The sequence below is a fragment of the Streptomyces sp. NPDC055632 genome, from assembly GCF_053618675.1.
This window is the reverse complement of record NZ_JBSHHY010000003.1, coordinates 153,355-170,526: the sequence shown is the minus strand read 5'-3', so window position 1 is coordinate 170,526 and position 17,172 is coordinate 153,355. Positions and strand designations below refer to the sequence as shown.

13 protein-coding genes are annotated in these 17,172 nt (G+C 74.3%); 3 read left to right on the top strand and 10 right to left on the bottom strand.

Going from position 1 to position 17,172, the window contains the following annotated elements:
* Positions 1-227 precede the first annotated feature (227 nt).
* Complete coding sequence (locus tag ACWGSR_RS05975; RefSeq protein WP_453563829.1) at positions 228-875, top strand: RDD family protein; 648 nt, start codon at positions 228-230, stop codon at positions 873-875.
* A 103-nt stretch (positions 876-978) separates the two neighbouring features.
* On the opposite strand, the gene ACWGSR_RS05970 is transcribed toward ACWGSR_RS05975, so the two are convergent.
* The 3 genes from ACWGSR_RS05970 to purN form a co-directional block, all read right to left on the bottom strand.
* Positions 979-2,502 carry a DUF2079 domain-containing protein gene (locus ACWGSR_RS05970; RefSeq protein ID WP_453563827.1) on the bottom strand — a complete coding sequence of 508 codons (1,524 nt, stop codon included), beginning with the start codon at positions 2,500-2,502 and terminating at the stop codon, positions 979-981.
* Between the two features lie 140 nt (positions 2,503-2,642).
* Positions 2,643-4,208, bottom strand: a complete 1,566-nt coding sequence (gene purH / locus ACWGSR_RS05965; RefSeq protein WP_376232302.1) for a bifunctional phosphoribosylaminoimidazolecarboxamide formyltransferase/IMP cyclohydrolase — start codon at positions 4,206-4,208, stop codon at positions 2,643-2,645.
* The gene (purN, locus tag ACWGSR_RS05960) at positions 4,183-4,812 is read right to left on the bottom strand and encodes a phosphoribosylglycinamide formyltransferase (protein WP_030218228.1); all 630 of its coding nucleotides are present in this window, start codon (positions 4,810-4,812) and stop codon (positions 4,183-4,185) included. The genes purH and purN overlap by 26 nt, the downstream gene beginning before the upstream one ends.
* A gap of 265 nt (positions 4,813-5,077) precedes the next feature.
* Between purN and ACWGSR_RS05955 the strand changes: the two genes are divergently transcribed.
* Complete coding sequence (locus ACWGSR_RS05955; protein ID WP_453563823.1) at positions 5,078-5,842, top strand: hypothetical protein; 765 nt, start codon at positions 5,078-5,080, stop codon at positions 5,840-5,842.
* Between the two features lie 7 nt (positions 5,843-5,849).
* Here the strand turns inward: ACWGSR_RS05955 and ACWGSR_RS05950 are convergent, their stop codons facing one another.
* A complete protein-coding gene (locus ACWGSR_RS05950) occupies positions 5,850-7,517 on the bottom strand; it encodes a cell division protein PerM (RefSeq protein WP_453563820.1) in 1,668 nt (555 codons plus the stop codon).
* 119 nt (positions 7,518-7,636) lie between these two features.
* On the opposite strand from ACWGSR_RS05950, the gene ACWGSR_RS05945 reads away from it, so the two are divergent.
* A complete protein-coding gene (locus tag ACWGSR_RS05945; RefSeq protein ID WP_453563818.1) occupies positions 7,637-8,908 on the top strand; it encodes a sigma factor-like helix-turn-helix DNA-binding protein in 1,272 nt (423 codons plus the stop codon).
* Positions 8,909-9,095: 187 nt separating this feature from the next.
* Here the strand turns inward: ACWGSR_RS05945 and sucD are convergent, their stop codons facing one another.
* The 6 genes from sucD to ACWGSR_RS05915 form a co-directional block, all read right to left on the bottom strand.
* Positions 9,096-9,980 (bottom strand): succinate--CoA ligase subunit alpha, encoded by an 885-nt coding sequence (gene sucD, locus ACWGSR_RS05940; protein WP_053641201.1) that lies wholly within the window; start codon positions 9,978-9,980, stop codon positions 9,096-9,098.
* Positions 9,981-9,999: 19 nt separating this feature from the next.
* On the bottom strand, positions 10,000-11,178 hold the full coding sequence (gene sucC / locus ACWGSR_RS05935) for an ADP-forming succinate--CoA ligase subunit beta (RefSeq protein ID WP_453563814.1): 1,179 nt from the start codon (positions 11,176-11,178) through the stop codon (positions 10,000-10,002).
* A gap of 412 nt (positions 11,179-11,590) precedes the next feature.
* Positions 11,591-12,757 (bottom strand): VWA domain-containing protein, encoded by a 1,167-nt coding sequence (locus ACWGSR_RS05930; protein WP_453564203.1) that lies wholly within the window; start codon positions 12,755-12,757, stop codon positions 11,591-11,593.
* A gap of 167 nt (positions 12,758-12,924) precedes the next feature.
* On the bottom strand, positions 12,925-15,294 hold the full coding sequence (locus ACWGSR_RS05925; RefSeq protein WP_453564201.1) for a DUF5682 family protein: 2,370 nt from the start codon (positions 15,292-15,294) through the stop codon (positions 12,925-12,927).
* A gap of 74 nt (positions 15,295-15,368) precedes the next feature.
* On the bottom strand, positions 15,369-16,526 hold the full coding sequence (locus ACWGSR_RS05920; RefSeq protein ID WP_453563811.1) for an ATP-binding protein: 1,158 nt from the start codon (positions 16,524-16,526) through the stop codon (positions 15,369-15,371).
* Positions 16,527-16,681: 155 nt separating this feature from the next.
* Entirely contained in the window at positions 16,682-17,104 is a 423-nt protein-coding gene (locus ACWGSR_RS05915; RefSeq protein ID WP_453563808.1) for an MmpS family transport accessory protein, read from the bottom strand.
* Between the last annotated feature and the right edge of the window lie 68 nt (positions 17,105-17,172).

Below are 17,172 nucleotides of genomic sequence, written 5' to 3'. Positions count from 1 at the left end.
CCGCCTTCTTCCAATTCGCCCGTACGGAGGGGGCCCGGACCCGGAACGGAAGGTTGCACTTGCACAACTCCGTCCCGTATCGACTGGACAAGAAGTCGGCGGTGCGACGACGATGATCCGCGCAGTACCGCGGAAAGTGCCGGGGGGAAATCCGCTCAGATGCCGTGAAGGTCCTCCGCGCGGGCCGCGTCGTCCCCGCACAGAGAAATTCACGGAGGAATCGCGCGATGAGCTTCGGCGACCCGAACAACCCCTACGGCCAGCCCCAGGGACAGGGTCAGCAGCAGCCCGGTTACGGCTACCCGCAGGGCCAGCAGCCCGGTTACGGCTACCCGCAGCAGGCCCCGCAGGGCGTGCCGCAGCAGGGCTACGGCTACCCCGCCGCCCCGCCGGTCTCGCCGTACGCCGGCGGCGGCTACCCGGGCTCGGGCGGTTACGGAAACGTTCCCCCGCTGGCGCACTGGGGCTGGCGCGCCCTCTCCCGGCTGATCGACAGCGCCATCATGCTGGTGCCGTACTACATCCTCGTCGGCGTCGGCGCCGCGCTGGGCAGCAGCAGCGGCAGCAGCGAGAACGGCCTCGCGATGGTCCTCAGCCTGGTGGGCTTCGTCTACCTGGTCTTCATGTTCTTCTTCCAGATCTACAAGGAGGGCGCGACGGGCCAGACGATCGGCAAGAAGATCGTCGGCACCCGGACGCTGCGGGAGTCGGACGGGCGCCCGCTCGGCTTCGGCATGTCCTTCGTGCGCCAGCTCGCGCACTTCCTCGACGGCATCGCCTGCTACATCGGCTACCTGTGGCCGATCTGGGACTCGAAGAAGCAGACCTTCTCCGACAAGGTCTGCAGCACGCTGGTCGTCAAGGAGAACGGCTGACACCGCGTCCGCTCCGTTCCACGCGGGAGGCCCCGGGCATCGACCGATGCCCGGGGCCTCCCCGTTGTCCCGCGCGCCCGCGTGCCCGCACGACCTCGCGTGCTCAGCGCCGCTTCAGGACCGCGAACCCGTCCGAGCGGTGGGTGAGCTCGTAGCGGGCCAGGGGATGCAGTTGCGAAGCCAGCCGCTCCGGGTCCGAGGCCTGCTGCGACCAGCCGCGCAGGTCGTAGACCAGGTAGTCGGGGTCGACCTCCTGGGAGGTCCCGGCCCAGTAGACCCGGTGGTCCGCCGTGAGGTGGGCGAGGAGCGAGACGTCCGTCTCCACGGTCGCCCCCTCCGGCACCGCCGCCAGCGCCTCCCGCGCCTGCGCGACCCGCGCGTCCGAGCGGTACGTCTCCGGCTTCAGGAGCTCGCGCAGCGGCAGGTTCGCGGCGAGGACGAGCGCGACCGCCGTCGCCACCGGGACGACGACCCTCCCGTACGAGACGAGCCAGGCGCGCGGCGAGGTGCGGACCGCGCGGACGCCGTCCACCAGGGCCAGGAAGAGGACCGGCATGAGGATCGCGCTGTAGTGCCAGTGCATGCCCCAGTGGTTGGGGTCCTGGGAGAGGAAGCGCCAGCCCAGGGTCGGCAGGACGAGCAGGACCAGCGGGGAGCGCAGGGCGAGGAAGCCGGTGATCGCGAGCAGGTGGAGGACCATCTCCCAGCGCTCGCCCGAGGCGAGGGCGTCCCCGACGACCTGCCCGAAGGAGGTGTCGGCCCCCTCGCCCGTCCTCTCGATCTTGGACCAGTAGTCGTACTGGCCGAGGCTGCTCGCCGCCGGTATCAGGACCAGGACCGTGAGGGCGAAGGCGGCGACGCCGAAGGCGGCCAGGGCGGCGCCGAGCCGCCTGCTCCCCTTGAGGAAGACGACCGCGCCGACCATGGCGACGGTGAGCCCCATGTCCTCCTTGACCAGGACGAGCGGGGCGGACCAGGCGGCGGCCGCCGTCCAGCGGCCGAGGAGCAGGGCCCGGCAGGTCAGGGCGAGCAGCGGGACGGCGAAGGCGATCTCGTGGAAGTCGGACCTCACCGCCTCCTGGAGCCCCCAGGAGAGCCCGTACGCGAGCGTGAGCCCGATGCCGGCGGCCCGGCTGCCGAGCACCTGCTGCGCGGTGCGGCCGACGACCACGGCCGAGGCGGCGAAGAGCGCGGCCTGCGCGAAGAGCAGGGCGACCGGCGAGGGCCAGATCCAGTACAGCGGCGCGAGCAGGGCGGTGACCGGGCTGAAGTGGTCCCCGAGGATCGGGAAGCCGGGCCCCTTGATGTCGACGATCGGCGCCCGGAACTCGGCGTACGCGCGGACGGACTGCCCGAAGATCCCGAGGTCCCAGGAGGGGGTCCGGAAGTGCGCGTACTGCACCCAGGAGTACAGGAAGTAGAGGCCGCAGAGGACGGCCGCGAGGACCAGGTACGGGCGGAGGGGGGCGGGCGAGAGGCCCGCCGGCGTCCCGGTGCCGACCGCGTGCGGGGCGTCCGGTGCTTCCGGGGCTTCCGGGGCGCTCGCCTGAGCGGGAATGCCGACGGCGGGGGCGGCGGGGGTGCCCGCGACGGCCTCCTCGGGGGACTTGTTCCCTACGTCCAACATCACGCCCTCATCACCGGCGGTCGACAGAAGAGCAGTCCATTAGAACAGAGACCGCCCGATCGGCCGATCCGCCGACGTGACGCGGACGGCCCGCCGCCCCGGGGAGGGACGGCGGGCCGTTCGCGTCGCGCGGATCCGCGTCAGTGGAAGAAGTGGCGGGTGCCCGTGAGGTACATCGTCACGCCGGCCTTGGCCGCCGCCTCGACGACCAGCTCGTCACGCATCGAGCCGCCGGGCTGCACGACCGCCTTCACGCCGGCCGCGGTGAGGATCTCCAGGCCGTCGGGGAAGGGGAAGAAGGCGTCGGAGGCGGCGTACGAGCCGCGCGCCCGCTCCTCGCCCGCCCGCTCGACGGCCAGCTTCGCGGAGTCGACGCGGTTGACCTGGCCCATGCCGACGCCGACCGAGGCGCCGTCCTTGGCGAGCAGGATCGCGTTGGACTTGACCGCGCGGCAGGCCTTCCAGGCGAAGGACAGCTCGGCCAGCTCCTCGGCGGAGAGGGCCTCGCCGGTCGCCAGGGTCCAGTTCGCCGGGTCGTCGCCGTCGGCCTGGAGGCGGTCGGTGACCTGGAGGAGGGCGCCGCCGTCGATCGCCTTGACCTCGACCGGGTTGGCCGGGGCGCCCTCGGTGCGCAGCACGCGGATGTTCTTCTTCCTGGCCAGGACCTCGACCGCGCCGTCCTCGTAGGCCGGGGCGACGATGACCTCGGTGAAGATCTCCGCGACCTGCTCGGCCAGCTCGACCGTCACCGGGCGGTTGACGGCGATGACGCCGCCGAACGCGGACGCCGGGTCGCAGGCGTGCGCCTTGCGGTGGGCCTCGGCGACGTCGGCGCCGATCGCGATGCCGCACGGGTTGCCGTGCTTGATGATCGCGACGCAGGGCTCGTCGTGGTCGTACGCGGCCCGGCGCGCGGCGTCGGTGTCCGTGTAGTTGTTGTACGACATCTCCTTGCCGTGCAGCTGCTCCGCCTCGGCCATGCCGCCGGTGCCGTCGACATAGAGCGCGGCGCCCTGGTGCGGGTTCTCGCCGTACCGCAGGACGTTCTTCCGCTCGTACGTGGTGCCCAGGAAGTCCGGGAAGCCGCTGTCGTCGGCCGCCGCGTAGTCGTCGGCGAACCAGGAGGCGACGGCCACGTCGTACGCGGCGGTGTGCCGGAAGGCCTCGCCCGCGAGCCGCTTGCGGGCGGTCAGGTCGAAGCCGCCGGACCGGACGGCGGCGAGCACGTCGCCGTACCGCTCGGGGCTGGTGACGATCGCCACGGACGGGTGGTTCTTCGCGGCGGCGCGGACCATGGAGGGGCCGCCGATGTCGATCTGCTCGACGCACTCGTCCGGGGTGGCGCCGGAGGCGACCGTCTCGCGGAACGGGTAGAGGTTCACGACGACCAGGTCGAACGGCTCCACGCCGAGCTCGGCGAGCTGCTCGCGGTGCGACTCCAGGCGCAGGTCGGCAAGGATGCCGGCGTGCACGCGCGGGTGAAGGGTCTTGACGCGCCCGTCCAGGCACTCGGGGAAGCCGGTCAGCTCCTCGACCTTGGTGACGGGAACGCCCGCCGCGGCGATCTTCCCGGCCGTGGAGCCGGTGGAGACGAGCTCGACACCGGCCTCGTGCAGACCGCGGGCCAGCTCTTCGAGCCCCGTCTTGTCGTAGACGCTGACCAGCGCGCGGCGGATGGGCTTAACGGTGTCCGTGTTCACCGACATGAACCTTTCGTCCCTCAATGCGGTAGCCGTGCCGGGCGAGACGCCCCACGACGTCGACGAGCAGCGAGCGCTCGACTTCCTTGATGCGCTCGTGCAGAGCGGCTTCATCGTCCGTCTCCCGCACCTCGACCACGCCCTGGGCGATGATCGGGCCGGTGTCGACGCCGTCGTCGACGAAGTGGACGGTGCACCCGGTGACCTTCGCGCCGTAGGCGAGGGCGTCGCGCACCCCGTGGGCACCGGGAAAACTGGGGAGCAGGGCCGGGTGGGTGTTGACGACCCGGCCGTCGAAGCGGGCGAGGAACTCCTTGCCGACGATCTTCATGAACCCGGCCGAGACGACGAGGTCCGGCTCGTACGCGGCGGTGGCCTCCGTCAGGGCGCGGTCCCACTCCTCGCGGCTCGCGTGGTCCTTCACCCGGCACACGAAGGTCGGGAGCCCGGCGCGCTCGGCGCGCTCCAGACCGGCGATCCCGTCGCGGTCGGCGCCGACGGCGACGATCTCGGCGCCGTACCCCTCGGGGTCGGCGGCGACGGCGTCGAGGAGGGCCTGGAGGTTGGTACCGGAACCGGAGACCAGGACGACGAGGCGGGCGGCAGCCACTGGGTCACTCTTTCCGTGGTGTTTGTGCGGTCGTACGAACGAATCGTGCCGCTCGATACGGGGAACCCTACGAATGGCTCGACCGTCAGCAACGATACCGGCACACCGGACGGCCCCCACGGGACGGGGGCGGAGCAGAGCGGTAGCGTCAGGGTCCGAGACCGGGCCGGGTCGGGGGACCGGGCAGCATACGGACAGCACGAGTCAGCAGCGGAGACCACGGGTGCGGCCGTGGTCGAGACGACAGAGGGAAGACGTTCAGCAGATGCCGGAACGCCAGTCCACGGACGACAACAACCCGTTCGCGCCGCCGCCCGAGGGGCGGCCGGATCAGCCGTGGCAGCCGCGGCGGCCGGAGGGCCCGGACGACGACGGGTCCGGGACCCCGGACCCGTCGGGCCCGTCCGACGGCCGCTGGAGCCCGCGCCAGCCGGGCCCCTCCCAGGACGGCTTCGGGCGCGGACCCGAGCGCCAGGGCGGTCAGGGGGGCCAGGGCGGTCCCGGGCAGGGCGGCTCCGGGCGCGGCCCGGGGCTCCGCTGGGACCCGACGGACCCGGCGCAGCGGCGGGCGCGGTACGCGATCCTCGCCGGCATGTGGGGCCTCTTCTTCGCCCTCTTCGAGATCCCGGAACTGGCGCTGCTGCTCGGCGCCCTCGGTCTTTACTGGGCGATCAGCTCGCTGCGGACCAGGCCGAAGCAGGGCGAGGAGCGGGCGGCGGACGGGGCCGGCGGGACCGGCGGGGTGTCGCCGACGTCACAGCCGGCGTCCCAGCCCTCGGGACGGACCCCGGCGCAGGGCCCGGGCGCCTCTCCGGTGGCCGCCCCGGTGCGGGCGATGCGGACGGCCGCGATCAGCGGTCTGGTCGCGTCGGGCATGGCCCTGGCGCTCGTGGCGGGCGGCTTCACCATGCAGATCGTCTACCGCGACTTCTACGAGTGCCGCGACGACGCCCTCACCCAGGCGGGCCGGCTCTCCTGCAACGAACTCCTGCCGAAGCCGCTGCGGGCGACGTTCGGGGTGCGGGAGTAGGCAGGGCCTACTTGCCGGGGGCCTTGGATTCCCCGGAGCCCCCGGAGCTCTCGGAGCCCCCGAAGCCCTCAGTGCCGGGAGCCGGGTCCGGGTTCGGATCCGGCTGAGGCTCCGGTTCCGGCTTCGGCTCCGGCTTCGGGTCCGACTTCGGCTTCGGCTCCGGGGAGGGTTCCCAGGACGCCGGGAGGAAGTCGTACGGCTCGTAGCCGGTGTCGCCGAGGGGGTCGCCGTACGGGCCGGCGCAGGAGCGTCCGTACGGATCGCCGTACGAGTCGCCGTCCGGGCCCGGGGCTCCGGGAGCCGCTCCGGTCCGCCGGAGGAGGCCCCGGAGCCGGCCGAAGGCCAGGGCCGGGCGCCGCGTCCACGCCCGGGAGGGCTTCCGGTCGGCGGCGTCCGCCTCGTCCGTCGCCCTCATGGAGGCCGGGGCCGGAATCGGGGTCGGGGTCGGCACCGGAGCCCGAACCGGAGCCGGTACGCGCTTCGGGCGCGAGGAACGGCGGCCCCAGGCCCGTACCCCCAGGGCCGCCGGAACGCCCACGCAGGTCCCCCACAGCATCGCCGCCGCGCCCGTCTGCCACCCCACCGGGCCGAACGCGGACAGCCGGCCGGAGCCCAGCGGGCCGCCCGCCGCTCCCGCGAGGGCGGCGACGGCCGCCGCGCACGCGCCGGCCGCGCCCAGCGCCGTCAGCGCCGTGTCCCGGGCCGTCCAGGTCCGCGCCGAGCGGCCCACCCGGTGCCCCAGGAGCACGGCCGCGACCAGCGGGACCGCCGCGACCGACCAGTGGAGCCAGGTGCCGCGCCCCTCGGCGGGCACCGCGGCCAGGAGCGGGAAGGGCGGCACGGCCGGGTCCCCGGCGAGGCCCAGCGGGGTCGCGAGGGCGCCCGTACCGAGGGCGAAGCCGGGCCCGAGGCCGTACGCGGCCCCCCACACGGCCGCGTTCGGCAGCAGCGCCAGGACGAGGAGCAGGACCACGGTCCGCCCCGACCACTCCCCCGCGAGGCCCAGGAAGACGGTCTCCGCCCGGCCCGCGCGCCAGGTCAGCGAGGCCGCGGCGGCCGCCGCGCCGCCGACGAGCAGCGTCACGAGCCCGAGCCCCGCCGCGCGCGGCAGGACCGCCCACCGCTGCCCGGGGAACGGGCGGCCGAGGGCCGTCCAGACCCCCGCGGCCGCCGCGCCGGTGACGACGGCGGGCGGCCAGAGCCCGGCCGTGACCAGTTCGGCGGGGAACGGGCCGCTCTCGCTGTAGAGCACGACCACCGCCGTGACCAGGAGGTATCCGCCGGCCACCGAGACGATCGCGCCGCTCGGGGAGGGGCGCGGCCGGTCCCGGCCGCCGGGGCCCGGGTCGAGGGCGTCGCGGGCGGCCCGGTGGACGAGCCAGACGGGCAGGGCGGTCAGGAGGAGCGGGACGACGCCGAGGGGCGCGGGCACGCCGGAGAGGGTGTCCGTGCGGATCAGGTCCACGCCGTGGGCGAGCAGCCAGAGCCCGGCGGCGGCGTGGAGGACGTCGTTGGGGCCGCCGTCGGGGAACGGGGAACTGATCCAGGCCGCGATCACCAGGACCGCGAGGGCGCCGAGGCCGAGTCCGGCGGCGACCCCGCCCCGGACGCAGGCGGCGGCGAGCGCGGCGGAGCGGCCGCCCTGGACCAGGGGATGCTCGGTCACGTGGGTCACGGGGCCATGCTCCCAACGACACGCGCTTTCACCGCGTAACAGGCAAACATCCGTTGTGTCGCTCAAGATACGTTTATGTACTTTTCCGCCCAGAGAAGCTCTGCGGGAGGTCGACGCCCATGAGCCGGAGCACCGCGGATTCCACCCCCTCCGTCACCCTGCCGACCCCCAAGGAGCGGCGCAGGTTGCGCGAGGCCCTCGCCCTGAGCGAGGAGCAGGTCGCCGAGGCCATGGGCGTCACGAAAGCCACGGTCAAGGCGTGGGAGGCCGGGCGCTCGGCGCCCCGGGGCCGCAAGCGCGAGGCGTACGCGAGACTGCTCGGCGCGTGCGGGCCCGAGGGCCCGCCGCCGTCCCCGGACCCCGCCGGGCGGGCGGAAGCGGTTTCCGGGTCCGCCCTCACTCCTTCGGCCCCCTCCTCCCCGGTTTCCTCCCGGCCGCCCGCCACTCCGGCCGGCGACGGGGTCTCCATGCCGGCGGAACGCCTGAAACCGGAGACGCCGGAGGCGGTGGAGCCGACGGAACCGGTGGCACCGACGGAACCGGCGTCGCCGGCTGCGCCTGTCGAGGCTCCCGCCGAGCCCGGCGGGCTCACCCCCGAGGAGGCGTTCGACGCGCTCTACGCGCACGCCGCGCCCGGCCTGGTCCACCAGACGTACCTGCTCACCGGGCGCCGGGCGCTCTCCCGGGAGGCCGTCGAGCGCGCCTTCCAGCAGGCGTGGCAGCGCTGGCCCGAGGTCGCGGTCGACGCGGACCCGGTGGGCTGGGTGCGGGCGACGGCGTACGAGTACGCCCTCTCCCCCTGGCACCGGCTGCGCCGCGCCCACAAGCACCCCGACGCCGCACCGGCCGAGGCGGGCCGGCGGGGGCAGGAGCTGCTCTCCGCACTGCTCGAACTGCCGCCGCCGTACCGCCGGACCGTGCTGCTCTACGACGGTCTCGGCCTCGACCTGCCGGACACGGCGGCCGAGACGGAGGCGAGCACCCCCGCCGCCGCCAACCGGCTGCTGCACGCGCGCACGGTCCTCGGCGGGAAGGACCCCGACCTCGCCGAGCCCGAGGAGCTGCACCGGCGGCTGAACGCGCTGGTCGCGGAGGAGCCGGCGGCGGCGCTCCCGGCGGCCCGCGCGGTCCGGACCGGCAGCGAGCACCGGACCAGGACCTGGACGCGGGCGGTGGTCGGCGTGACGGCGGTCCTCATCGCGATGACCGGCTTCACGGCGGTGACCGCGCCGACCCGGTACGTCCCGGTGAACGCGCCCGGCGAGACCGTCAACGGCGTGCCGGTGCGCGGCGGCCCGGAGAAGCTCAGGCCCGAGGACGTGGAGCTCCGCGACCGGCTGCGCTCCGAGCCGAACCCGGGCCCCGAGCGACTGGTCCCGGTGGCCGGATAGCCGCCCCCGCGCCGTACCCGCATGGGTGGTCCGTACCCGCATGGATCCGTACGCGAGTGGATCCGTACGCGAGTGGATCCGTACGCGAGTGGATCCGTACGCGAGTGGATCCGTACGCGAGTGGGCCCCGCCCCCGCCCGGTCTCCCGGGAGGGGCGGGGCCCACTCGCTGTGCGGTCGCGGCGGCGTCAGCCCGCGAGGATCGCGCGCGCCAGCTTGGCCGTCTCGGTCGGGGTCTTGCCGACCTTGACGCCCGCGGCCTCCAGGGCCTCCTTCTTCGCCTGGGCGGTGCCGGAGGAGCCGGAGACGATGGCGCCGGCGTGGCCCATGGTCTTGCCCTCGGGCGCGGTGAAGCCCGCGACGTAGCCGACGACCGGCTTGGTGACGTTGGCCTTGATGAAGTCGGCCGCACGCTCCTCGGCGTCGCCGCCGATCTCGCCGATCATCACGATCAGGTCGGTCTCCGGGTCGGCCTCGAAGGCCGCCAGGGCGTCGATGTGCGTGGTGCCGATGACCGGGTCGCCACCGATGCCGACGGCGGACGAGAAGCCGATGTCACGGAGCTCGTACATCATCTGGTACGTCAGCGTGCCGGACTTCGAGACCAGGCCGATGCGGCCCGGCTTCGTGATGTCGCCCGGGATGATGCCGGCGTTGGACTGGCCCGGGGTGATGAGACCGGGGCAGTTCGGGCCGATGATGCGGGTCTTGTTGCCCTTCGCCTGCGCGTACGCCCAGAAGGCGGCGGAGTCGTGGACGGCGATGCCCTCGGTGATGACGACGGCCAGCGGGATCTCCGCGTCGATCGCCTCGACGACGGCGGCCTTCGCGAACGCCGGCGGGACGAAGAGGACCGAGACGTCGGCGCCGGTCTCCTTCATCGCCTCGGCGACGGAGCCGAAGACCGGGACCTCGGTGCCGTCGAAGTCGACGGTCGTGCCGGCCTTGCGCGGGTTCACGCCGCCGACGATGTTGGTGCCGTCACCCAGCATGAGCCTGGTGTGCTTCATGCCCGTGGCACCGGTCATGCCCTGGACGATGACCTTGCTGTCCTTGGTCAGGAAGATAGCCATGGTGTTCTGACCTCGTCCCTTACTTCGCAGCCGCGAGCTCGGCGGCCTTGTCGGCCGCGCCGTCCATGGTGTCCACACGCTGCACGAGCGGGTGGTTCGCGTCCGACAGGATCTTGCGACCCAGCTCCGCGTTGTTGCCGTCGAGGCGCACGACCAGCGGCTTGGTGACCTCTTCGCCCTTGGAGGCGAGGAGCTCCAGGGCCTGGACGATGCCGTTGGCGACCTCGTCACAGGCGGTGATGCCACCGAAGACGTTGACGAACACGGACTTGACGTCCGGGTCGCCCAGGATGATCTCCAGGCCGTTCGCCATGACCTCGGCGGAGGCGCCGCCGCCGATGTCGAGGAAGTTGGCCGGCTTCACGCCGCCGTGGTTCTCACCGGCGTACGCGACGACGTCCAGGGTCGACATGACCAGACCGGCACCGTTGCCGATGATGCCGACCTCGCCGTCGAGCTTGACGTAGTTGAGGTTCTTGGCCTTGGCGGCAGCCTCGAGCGGGTTGGCTGCGGCCTTGTCCTCGAGCGCCTCGTGCTCGGGCTGGCGGAAGTCGGCGTTCTCGTCGAGAGACACCTTGCCGTCCAGGGCCAGGATGCGGCCGTCCTTGGTCTTCACCAGCGGGTTGACCTCGACGAGGAGCGCGTCCTCGGCGACGAAGGTCTTCCACAGGGTCACCAGGGCCTCGGCGACGCCCTCGGCCACGTCGGCCGGGAACTTCGCCAGGGCCACGATCTCGCGGGCCTTCTCGATGCTCACGCCGTCGACGGCGTTGACCGGGACCTTCGCGAGGGCCTCGGGGGTCTTCTCCGCGACCTCCTCGATGTCCATGCCGCCCTGCACCGACGCCATCGCGAGGAAGGTGCGGTTGGTGCGGTCGAGGAGGTACGAGACGTAGTACTCCGCCTCGATCTCCGGGGACAGCTCGGCGATCATCACCTTGTGGACCGTGTGGCCCTTGATGTCCATCCCGAGGATGTCCGTCGCGCGGGCGACGGCCTCGTCCGGGTTCGCCGCCAGCTTCACGCCGCCGGCCTTGCCGCGGCCGCCGACCTTCACCTGCGCCTTGACGACCGACTTGCCGCCAAGACGCTCGGTGGCCTCGCGCGCCGCCTCAGGCGTGTCGATGACTTCACCGGCCAGCACCGGTACACCGTGCTTGGCGAAGAGGTCCCTCGCCTGGTACTCGAACAGGTCCACGCGCGTCCGTCCCTTTTCTGATGATCGCGGTTCGTTGTCTGCGTGGGCGTGCCGCGGAGGGCAACGTGACTGCTCTGTCACAAGGGAGGCGTACACGGTGTCCGTGGACGCGGCATGTCCGTCTCGCAGGTTATCGCCGTGTGCCGTGGGTCCCTAAATCGCAGATCACAGGAGAGCGGTGATACGGGTCACAGCGCGTGAGGACGGCGGGACGGTCCGCGGAGGTCGCGGGAGGGCCGCCCGCAGCGGTCGTGGCAGGCGGGGCCCGGGATCCCGGCGGCTCACGGCGCGCGGAGCGGCGGAGTGAGGGGCCTCCGGGGGCCGCTGTGATATGGAACTCAGTCGCTCTCCGTCCACCCGTGCGAGTGGTCCGCGACGACGGATTCCGCACCCCGGGGGCGCGCGCCGGGGGTCAGCCGGCGGGTATCGGCAGGGGCCGCTTCTCCAGGGCGGCGGCCATGATCTCCGGGAACAGGTCGGGGGTGCAGGCGAAGGCCGGGACGCCGAGCGCGGCGAGGGCCGCCGCGTGGTCGCGGTCATAGGCGGGGGTGCCCTCGTCGGAGAGCGCGAGCAGGACCACGACCTGCGTGCCGGCGGCCTTCATCGCCGCGACCCGCTTCACCGTCCCGTCGCGGACGCCGCCCTCGTACAGGTCGCTGATGAGGACGACGACGGTGTCGGCGGGGCGGGTGATGCCCGCCTGGCAGTGGGCGAGGGCGCGGTCGATGTCGGTGCCGCCGCCGAGCCGGGTGCCGAAGAGGACGTCGACGGGGTCGTCGAGCAGGTCGGTCAGGTCGACGACGGCGGTGTCGAAGACGAGCAGCCGGGTGGCGACCGTCCGCAGGGAGGCGAGGACCGCGGCGAAGACGGCGGCGTGGACGACGGAGGCCGCCATGGAGCCGGACTGGTCGACGCAGAGCACGACCTCCTTGCGCACCGCCCGGGAGGCGCGCCCGTGGCCGACGAGCCGCTCGGGGACGACCGTGCGGTGCTCGGGCAGGTAGTTCTTGAGGTTGGCGCGGATCGTGCGGTCCCAGTCGATGTCCCGGTGGCGGGGCCTGCTGGTCCGGGCGGAGCGGTCGAGCGCGCCGGTGAGGGTGGCGCGGGTGCGGGCGGCGAGGCGCTCCTCCAGGTCGGCGACGACCTTGCGCACGACGGCGCGGGCGGTCTCCCGGGTGGTCTCGGGCATGGCCTCGCGGAGGGAGAGGAGGGTGCCAACGAGGTGTACGTCGGCCTCGGCGGCCTCCAGCATCTCCGGCTCCAGGAGGAGGGCGGCGAGGCCGAGCCGGTCGATCGCGTCGCGCTGCATGACCTGGACGACGGGGGCGGGGAAGTACGTGCGGATGTCGCCGAGCCAGCGGGCGACGGAGGGCGCGGAGGCGCCGAGCCCGGCCGTACGGCCCCGCCCGGTGCCGTCGCGGTCGCGGTCGTCCGGGTTCCGGCCGTAGAGGGCGGTGAGGGCTCCGTCCACGGCGGTGTCGGTCCCGGTGAGCGCGCGTCCGGTGCCGTCGGCGTCGCCCCCGCCGAGGACGAGCCGCCAGCGGCGCAGCCGCTCGTCCTCGGCGAGGTCGGAGGGCATGGGGTCGGGGGGCGCGGGGGCGGGGGACGTGGGGTCGGGGGGTGCGGGGGCGGGGGACGTGGGGACGGATGCGCTCGGGTCGTCGCTCGTACGGGTCGTGGGGGCCGCGGGTGCCATGGGGGTGATGGGGGTCACGGGAGTCATGGGGGTCATGGGGGTCATGGGGGTCATACGGGGGCCTCCGTGCCGAGGACGAGGTGGAGGAGGGGGAGGACGGCGTCCGCGCGCTCCCGGTCGGGGACGGGGTCGAAGCCGGGCGCGCCGGGTGCGGAGGCGCCGGGGCCGCCGGTCCCGGGGCCCCGGGCGGCCAGCTCGCCCAGGGTGCGGCGCACGCCCGGCTCGTACGCCGAGAAGGTGCGGCGCAGCAGGGGCAGGACGTCGGTGAACGCCTCGGCCGGTACGGAGGTGAGCCAGGCGTCGACGAGGCCGCGGAGGCGCTCGTCGTGGACGAGGAGCAGTCCGCCGCCGGAGGCGGCGCCGGCGAAGCCCTCGATCCAGGCGGCGGCGTCGGGCGGCGGGGTGCCGGGCGAGAGGGCGCGGCCCATGAGGAGGGCGGCCCCGGCGTCGGTGGTCCGTCCCTCGTCGAGGAGGAGCCGGGCGGCCCGGCCCCGGAGGAGGCCGGGCACCCGGTCGTGCGCGGCGAGCCGGTGCAGGACGCCGGTCCAGCGCTCGCGCGTCCCCGTGGCGTCGGGCAGCAGGCCGAGGGCCCGGTGGACCTCGTCGATCCGCTCCCGCAGGGGCGCGGCGGCGTCGGGGGCGAGTCCGGCGCAGGCGGGCGGCAGGCCGACGCAGATCCGCTCGGCGAGCCCGGTGGCCACCTCGCCGAGGGCGGCGGTGTCGGTGCCCCGGACGTCGCCGTAGCGCAGGGCGCGGGCGAGGGCCGGGAGGGCCCGGGCGAGGTGGACGACGTCGGTGTCGAGCGCGGCCCGGTCCGCGAGGGCCCGCATGACGGCGGGGAGCGCGTCGGCGAGCCCGGCGAGGAGGCAGTCCTCGGCGAGGGCGGTGACGTCGGCGAGGGCGGTGGCGGTCCGGGCCCGGGCCTCGGCGAGGGCGGTGGCGGCGGTCTCGACGGTGGTGCCCCAGACGCCGGCCTCGGCGACCCGGACGTGCAGCTCGGGCTCCCAGCGCAGCCGCCAGGTCTCGCGGAAGGTGCCGGTGCCGGTCCGGCCGGGGGCCGGCTCGCCCCAGTGGACGCCGAGGAGCCGCAGCCGGTGCAGCAGGCGGCTGCGGTCGCCGTCCGTCTCCTTGCGCAGGTCGAGCGCGAGCTCGCGCTCCTCCGCCCCGGGCTTGAGGCGGAGGGAGCGCTGTCGCCGGGTCAGGTCGCGCTGGAGGGGGACGGCGGGGGCGCCGTCGGGCACCTCTCCGAGGACGTCCCCGACGACGAGGCGGTCCCGGACGAGGGCGAGCGGCACGTCGGAGCCCTCGCAGAGGACGGCGCGGACGGCGTCGGTCGTCTCGTCGAGGCCGGGACCCGGGCGGCCGCGCAAGGCGGCGAGGGCCTCCGCGAGCCGGACGGCCTCGATGACGTGGGCGGAGGAGACGGGGTGGTCCTCGGCCCTGAGGAGCCCGGCGACCCGGGTCATCCAGCGCTCGACGGGCCGGTCGGGGGCGGTGAAGAGGTGCCCGTACCAGCCGGGGGCCTCGATGCCGGCGCCGTAGCCGGAGCGGCGGGCGAGCCTGCGGTGGGTCCAGGGGACCCAGGTCGTCCCGGTCCGCACCTTGGGCAGGCCCTTGAGGAGGGCCCGGTCGGCGGCGACGGTGGTGCGCAGGGCGAGGGCGGGGACGTGCCAGGCGCCGCAGACGACGGCGACGGAGTCCCCGAACTCCTTCCTCGCCGCACGAAGCCGGAGCCGCATGTACGCCTCGCGGACGAGGTCGCGGGGGTGGCCGCCGTGCCCGTACGCCTCGCGCAGGGCGCCCATGGCCTCGGCGAGGGCCCGGAACGGGGCGGCGGGGTCGCCGTCGCCGCGCAGCTCGACGACGTCCTCCCACCAGCGCTCGGCGTCCTCGTACCCGGCGGCCGCGGCCAGTTCCGCGACGGGGTCGATCCGCACCCCGTCCCCGGCGACCTCCTCGCTCTCGTCCCAGGTGGGGTCGGCGGCGAGGGTGTGGGCGGCGGGCAGGTCGACGAACCGGACGGCGGCGCCCCGGTCCAGGGCCCAGCGGATCGCGACCCACTCGGGCGAGAACTCGGCCATCGGCCAGAACGCGGCCCGCCCGGGGTCGTCCACGGCGTGGGCGAGCAGGGCGACGGGCGGCCGCATGCCCGGGTCCCCCGCGAGCTCCACCAGCGCGTCGGCCTCGGCGGGCCCCTCGATCAGCACCGCGGCGGGCCGCTCCGCGTCGAGCACGGCCCGCACCCCCCGCGCCGAGCCGGGCCCGTGGTGCCGCACTCCGAGCAGTAAGGGCCCGCCCGGGGACGTGCGCGGGACGAGGGCCCGGTGCGGGGCTGCGACGGCGGGCGAATCGGCGGGGGTGGACGGTGTCGTCGTGATGGACGGCGTCGTGGCGGCGGATGCTGTTGCGGCGCTGGACATCGTCGTGGCGGTGGACGACATCACGGTGGTGGACGTCGCCACGGCAGTGCGCGGCGTCGTGGCGGCGGACGTCCTCATGCGCTCACCTCGCGGCAGGCGCGGTAGAAGTCCTTCCAGCCGTCCCGCTCCCGGACGACCGTCTCCAGGTACTCCTGCCAGACGACCCGGTCGGCGGCCGGGTCGCGGACGACGGCACCGAGGAGGCCGGCGGCGACGTCCGCGGGGCGCAGGACGCCGTCGCCGAAGTGGGCGGCGAGGGCGAGGCCGCCCGTGACGACGGAGATGGCCTCGGCCGTGGAGAGCGTCCCCGAGGGGGACTTGACCTTCGTGCGCCCGTCGGTGGTGACGCCGTCCCGCAGTTCGCGGAAGACGGTGACGACCCGGCGGATCTCGGCCGCCCCGTCCGGCGGGACCGGCAGCTCCAGGGAGCGCCCGAGCTGCTTGACGCGCCGGGCGACGATGTCGACCTCGTCCTCGGGGGTCGCGGGCAGCGGCAGCACGACCGTGTTGAAGCGGCGGCGCAGCGCGCCGGAGAGCTCGTTGACGCCCCGGTCGCGGTCGTTGGCCGTGGCGATGAGGTTGAAGCCGGGGACGGCCTGCACCTCCTCGCCCAGTTCGGGGACGGGCAGGGTCTTCTCGGACAGGATCGTGATGAGGGTGTCCTGCACGTCGGCGGGGATGCGGGTGAGCTCCTCGACGCGGGCCGTCGCGCCCCGGGACATGGCCCGCATGACGGGGCTCGGCACGAGCGCGTCCCGGTCGGGGCCGTGGGCGAGGAGCCGGGCGTAGTTCCAGCCGTACCGGATCGCCTCCTCCGGGGTGCCGGCGGTGCCCTGGACGAGGAGGGTGGAGTCGCCGCTGACGGCGGCGGCCAGGTGCTCGGAGACCCAGGTCTTGGCGGTGCCGGGGACGCCGAGGAGGAGCAGCGCCCGGTCGGTGGCGAGGGTGGTGACGGCGACTTCCACGATGCGGCGCGGGCCGACGTACTTGGGCGTGATCACGGTCCCGTCGGGGAGCGTGCCGCCGAGGAGGTAGGTGGCGACGGCCCGGGGCGAGAGGCGCCAGCGGGCGGGCCGGGGCCGGTCGTCGGCCGCGGCGAGCGCCGCGAGTTCGGCGGCGAAGGCGTGCTCGGCGTGCGGCCGCAGGACCTCGGTGGAGGTCTGCGGGAGGCCCGGTGCGGTGTCCGTCTCGGCACCGTCACCGGGCTTCGCGATGGTTTCGGGCACGGGCATGGATCCCCCTCCAGATCGTTCGACCTGCTGTGCGATCCACCGTGCACCATGGCACTGACAATCCGATGTCGGCGCTGGTCGGGGGCGGTTGGAGGGGTCCGCCCGCCGGTGAGAAGCCCCCTCCACGGGTGGAGGGGCCCGCCCCCCGCCGGGGATCAGCCGACGACCGGGGAGACGGCGACGCAGCCGCCCGCCATCGCCTGCTCGGCCTTGGCCTCCTTGATGACCTTGCCGTTGTAGGTGATCTTGCAGGTGAGGTCGGAGGGGTTGAGCGAGACCGGCATGACGGCCGGCGGCATGATCCCCTTCAGCGTCACCGTCTTCTTCCACGGGGCGGCGGGCTTCTTCTCCGACTCGATCTTCGGCTCCAGGGCGGTGCCGCCGCCGGCGTGGTAGTCGATGGACTCGATCGCGCTGCCGGTGACCTCGTACGTGACCTCGTAGGTCTCGTTCACGGACTTGTCGGCCTGCTCGACGGCCTTCTCGGCGGCCTCCGAACAGGCGCCGAGGCCGAGGGCGAGACCGGTGACGGCGAGGGCCGAGACGGCGGTGCGGGCGGTGCGGGCGGTGCGCTTCATGAGGGTCCCCCTGATGCGTGGAGTCGATCGTGGATCCCGCGCAGAGAATCGTAAAGGGAGGGTAAAGT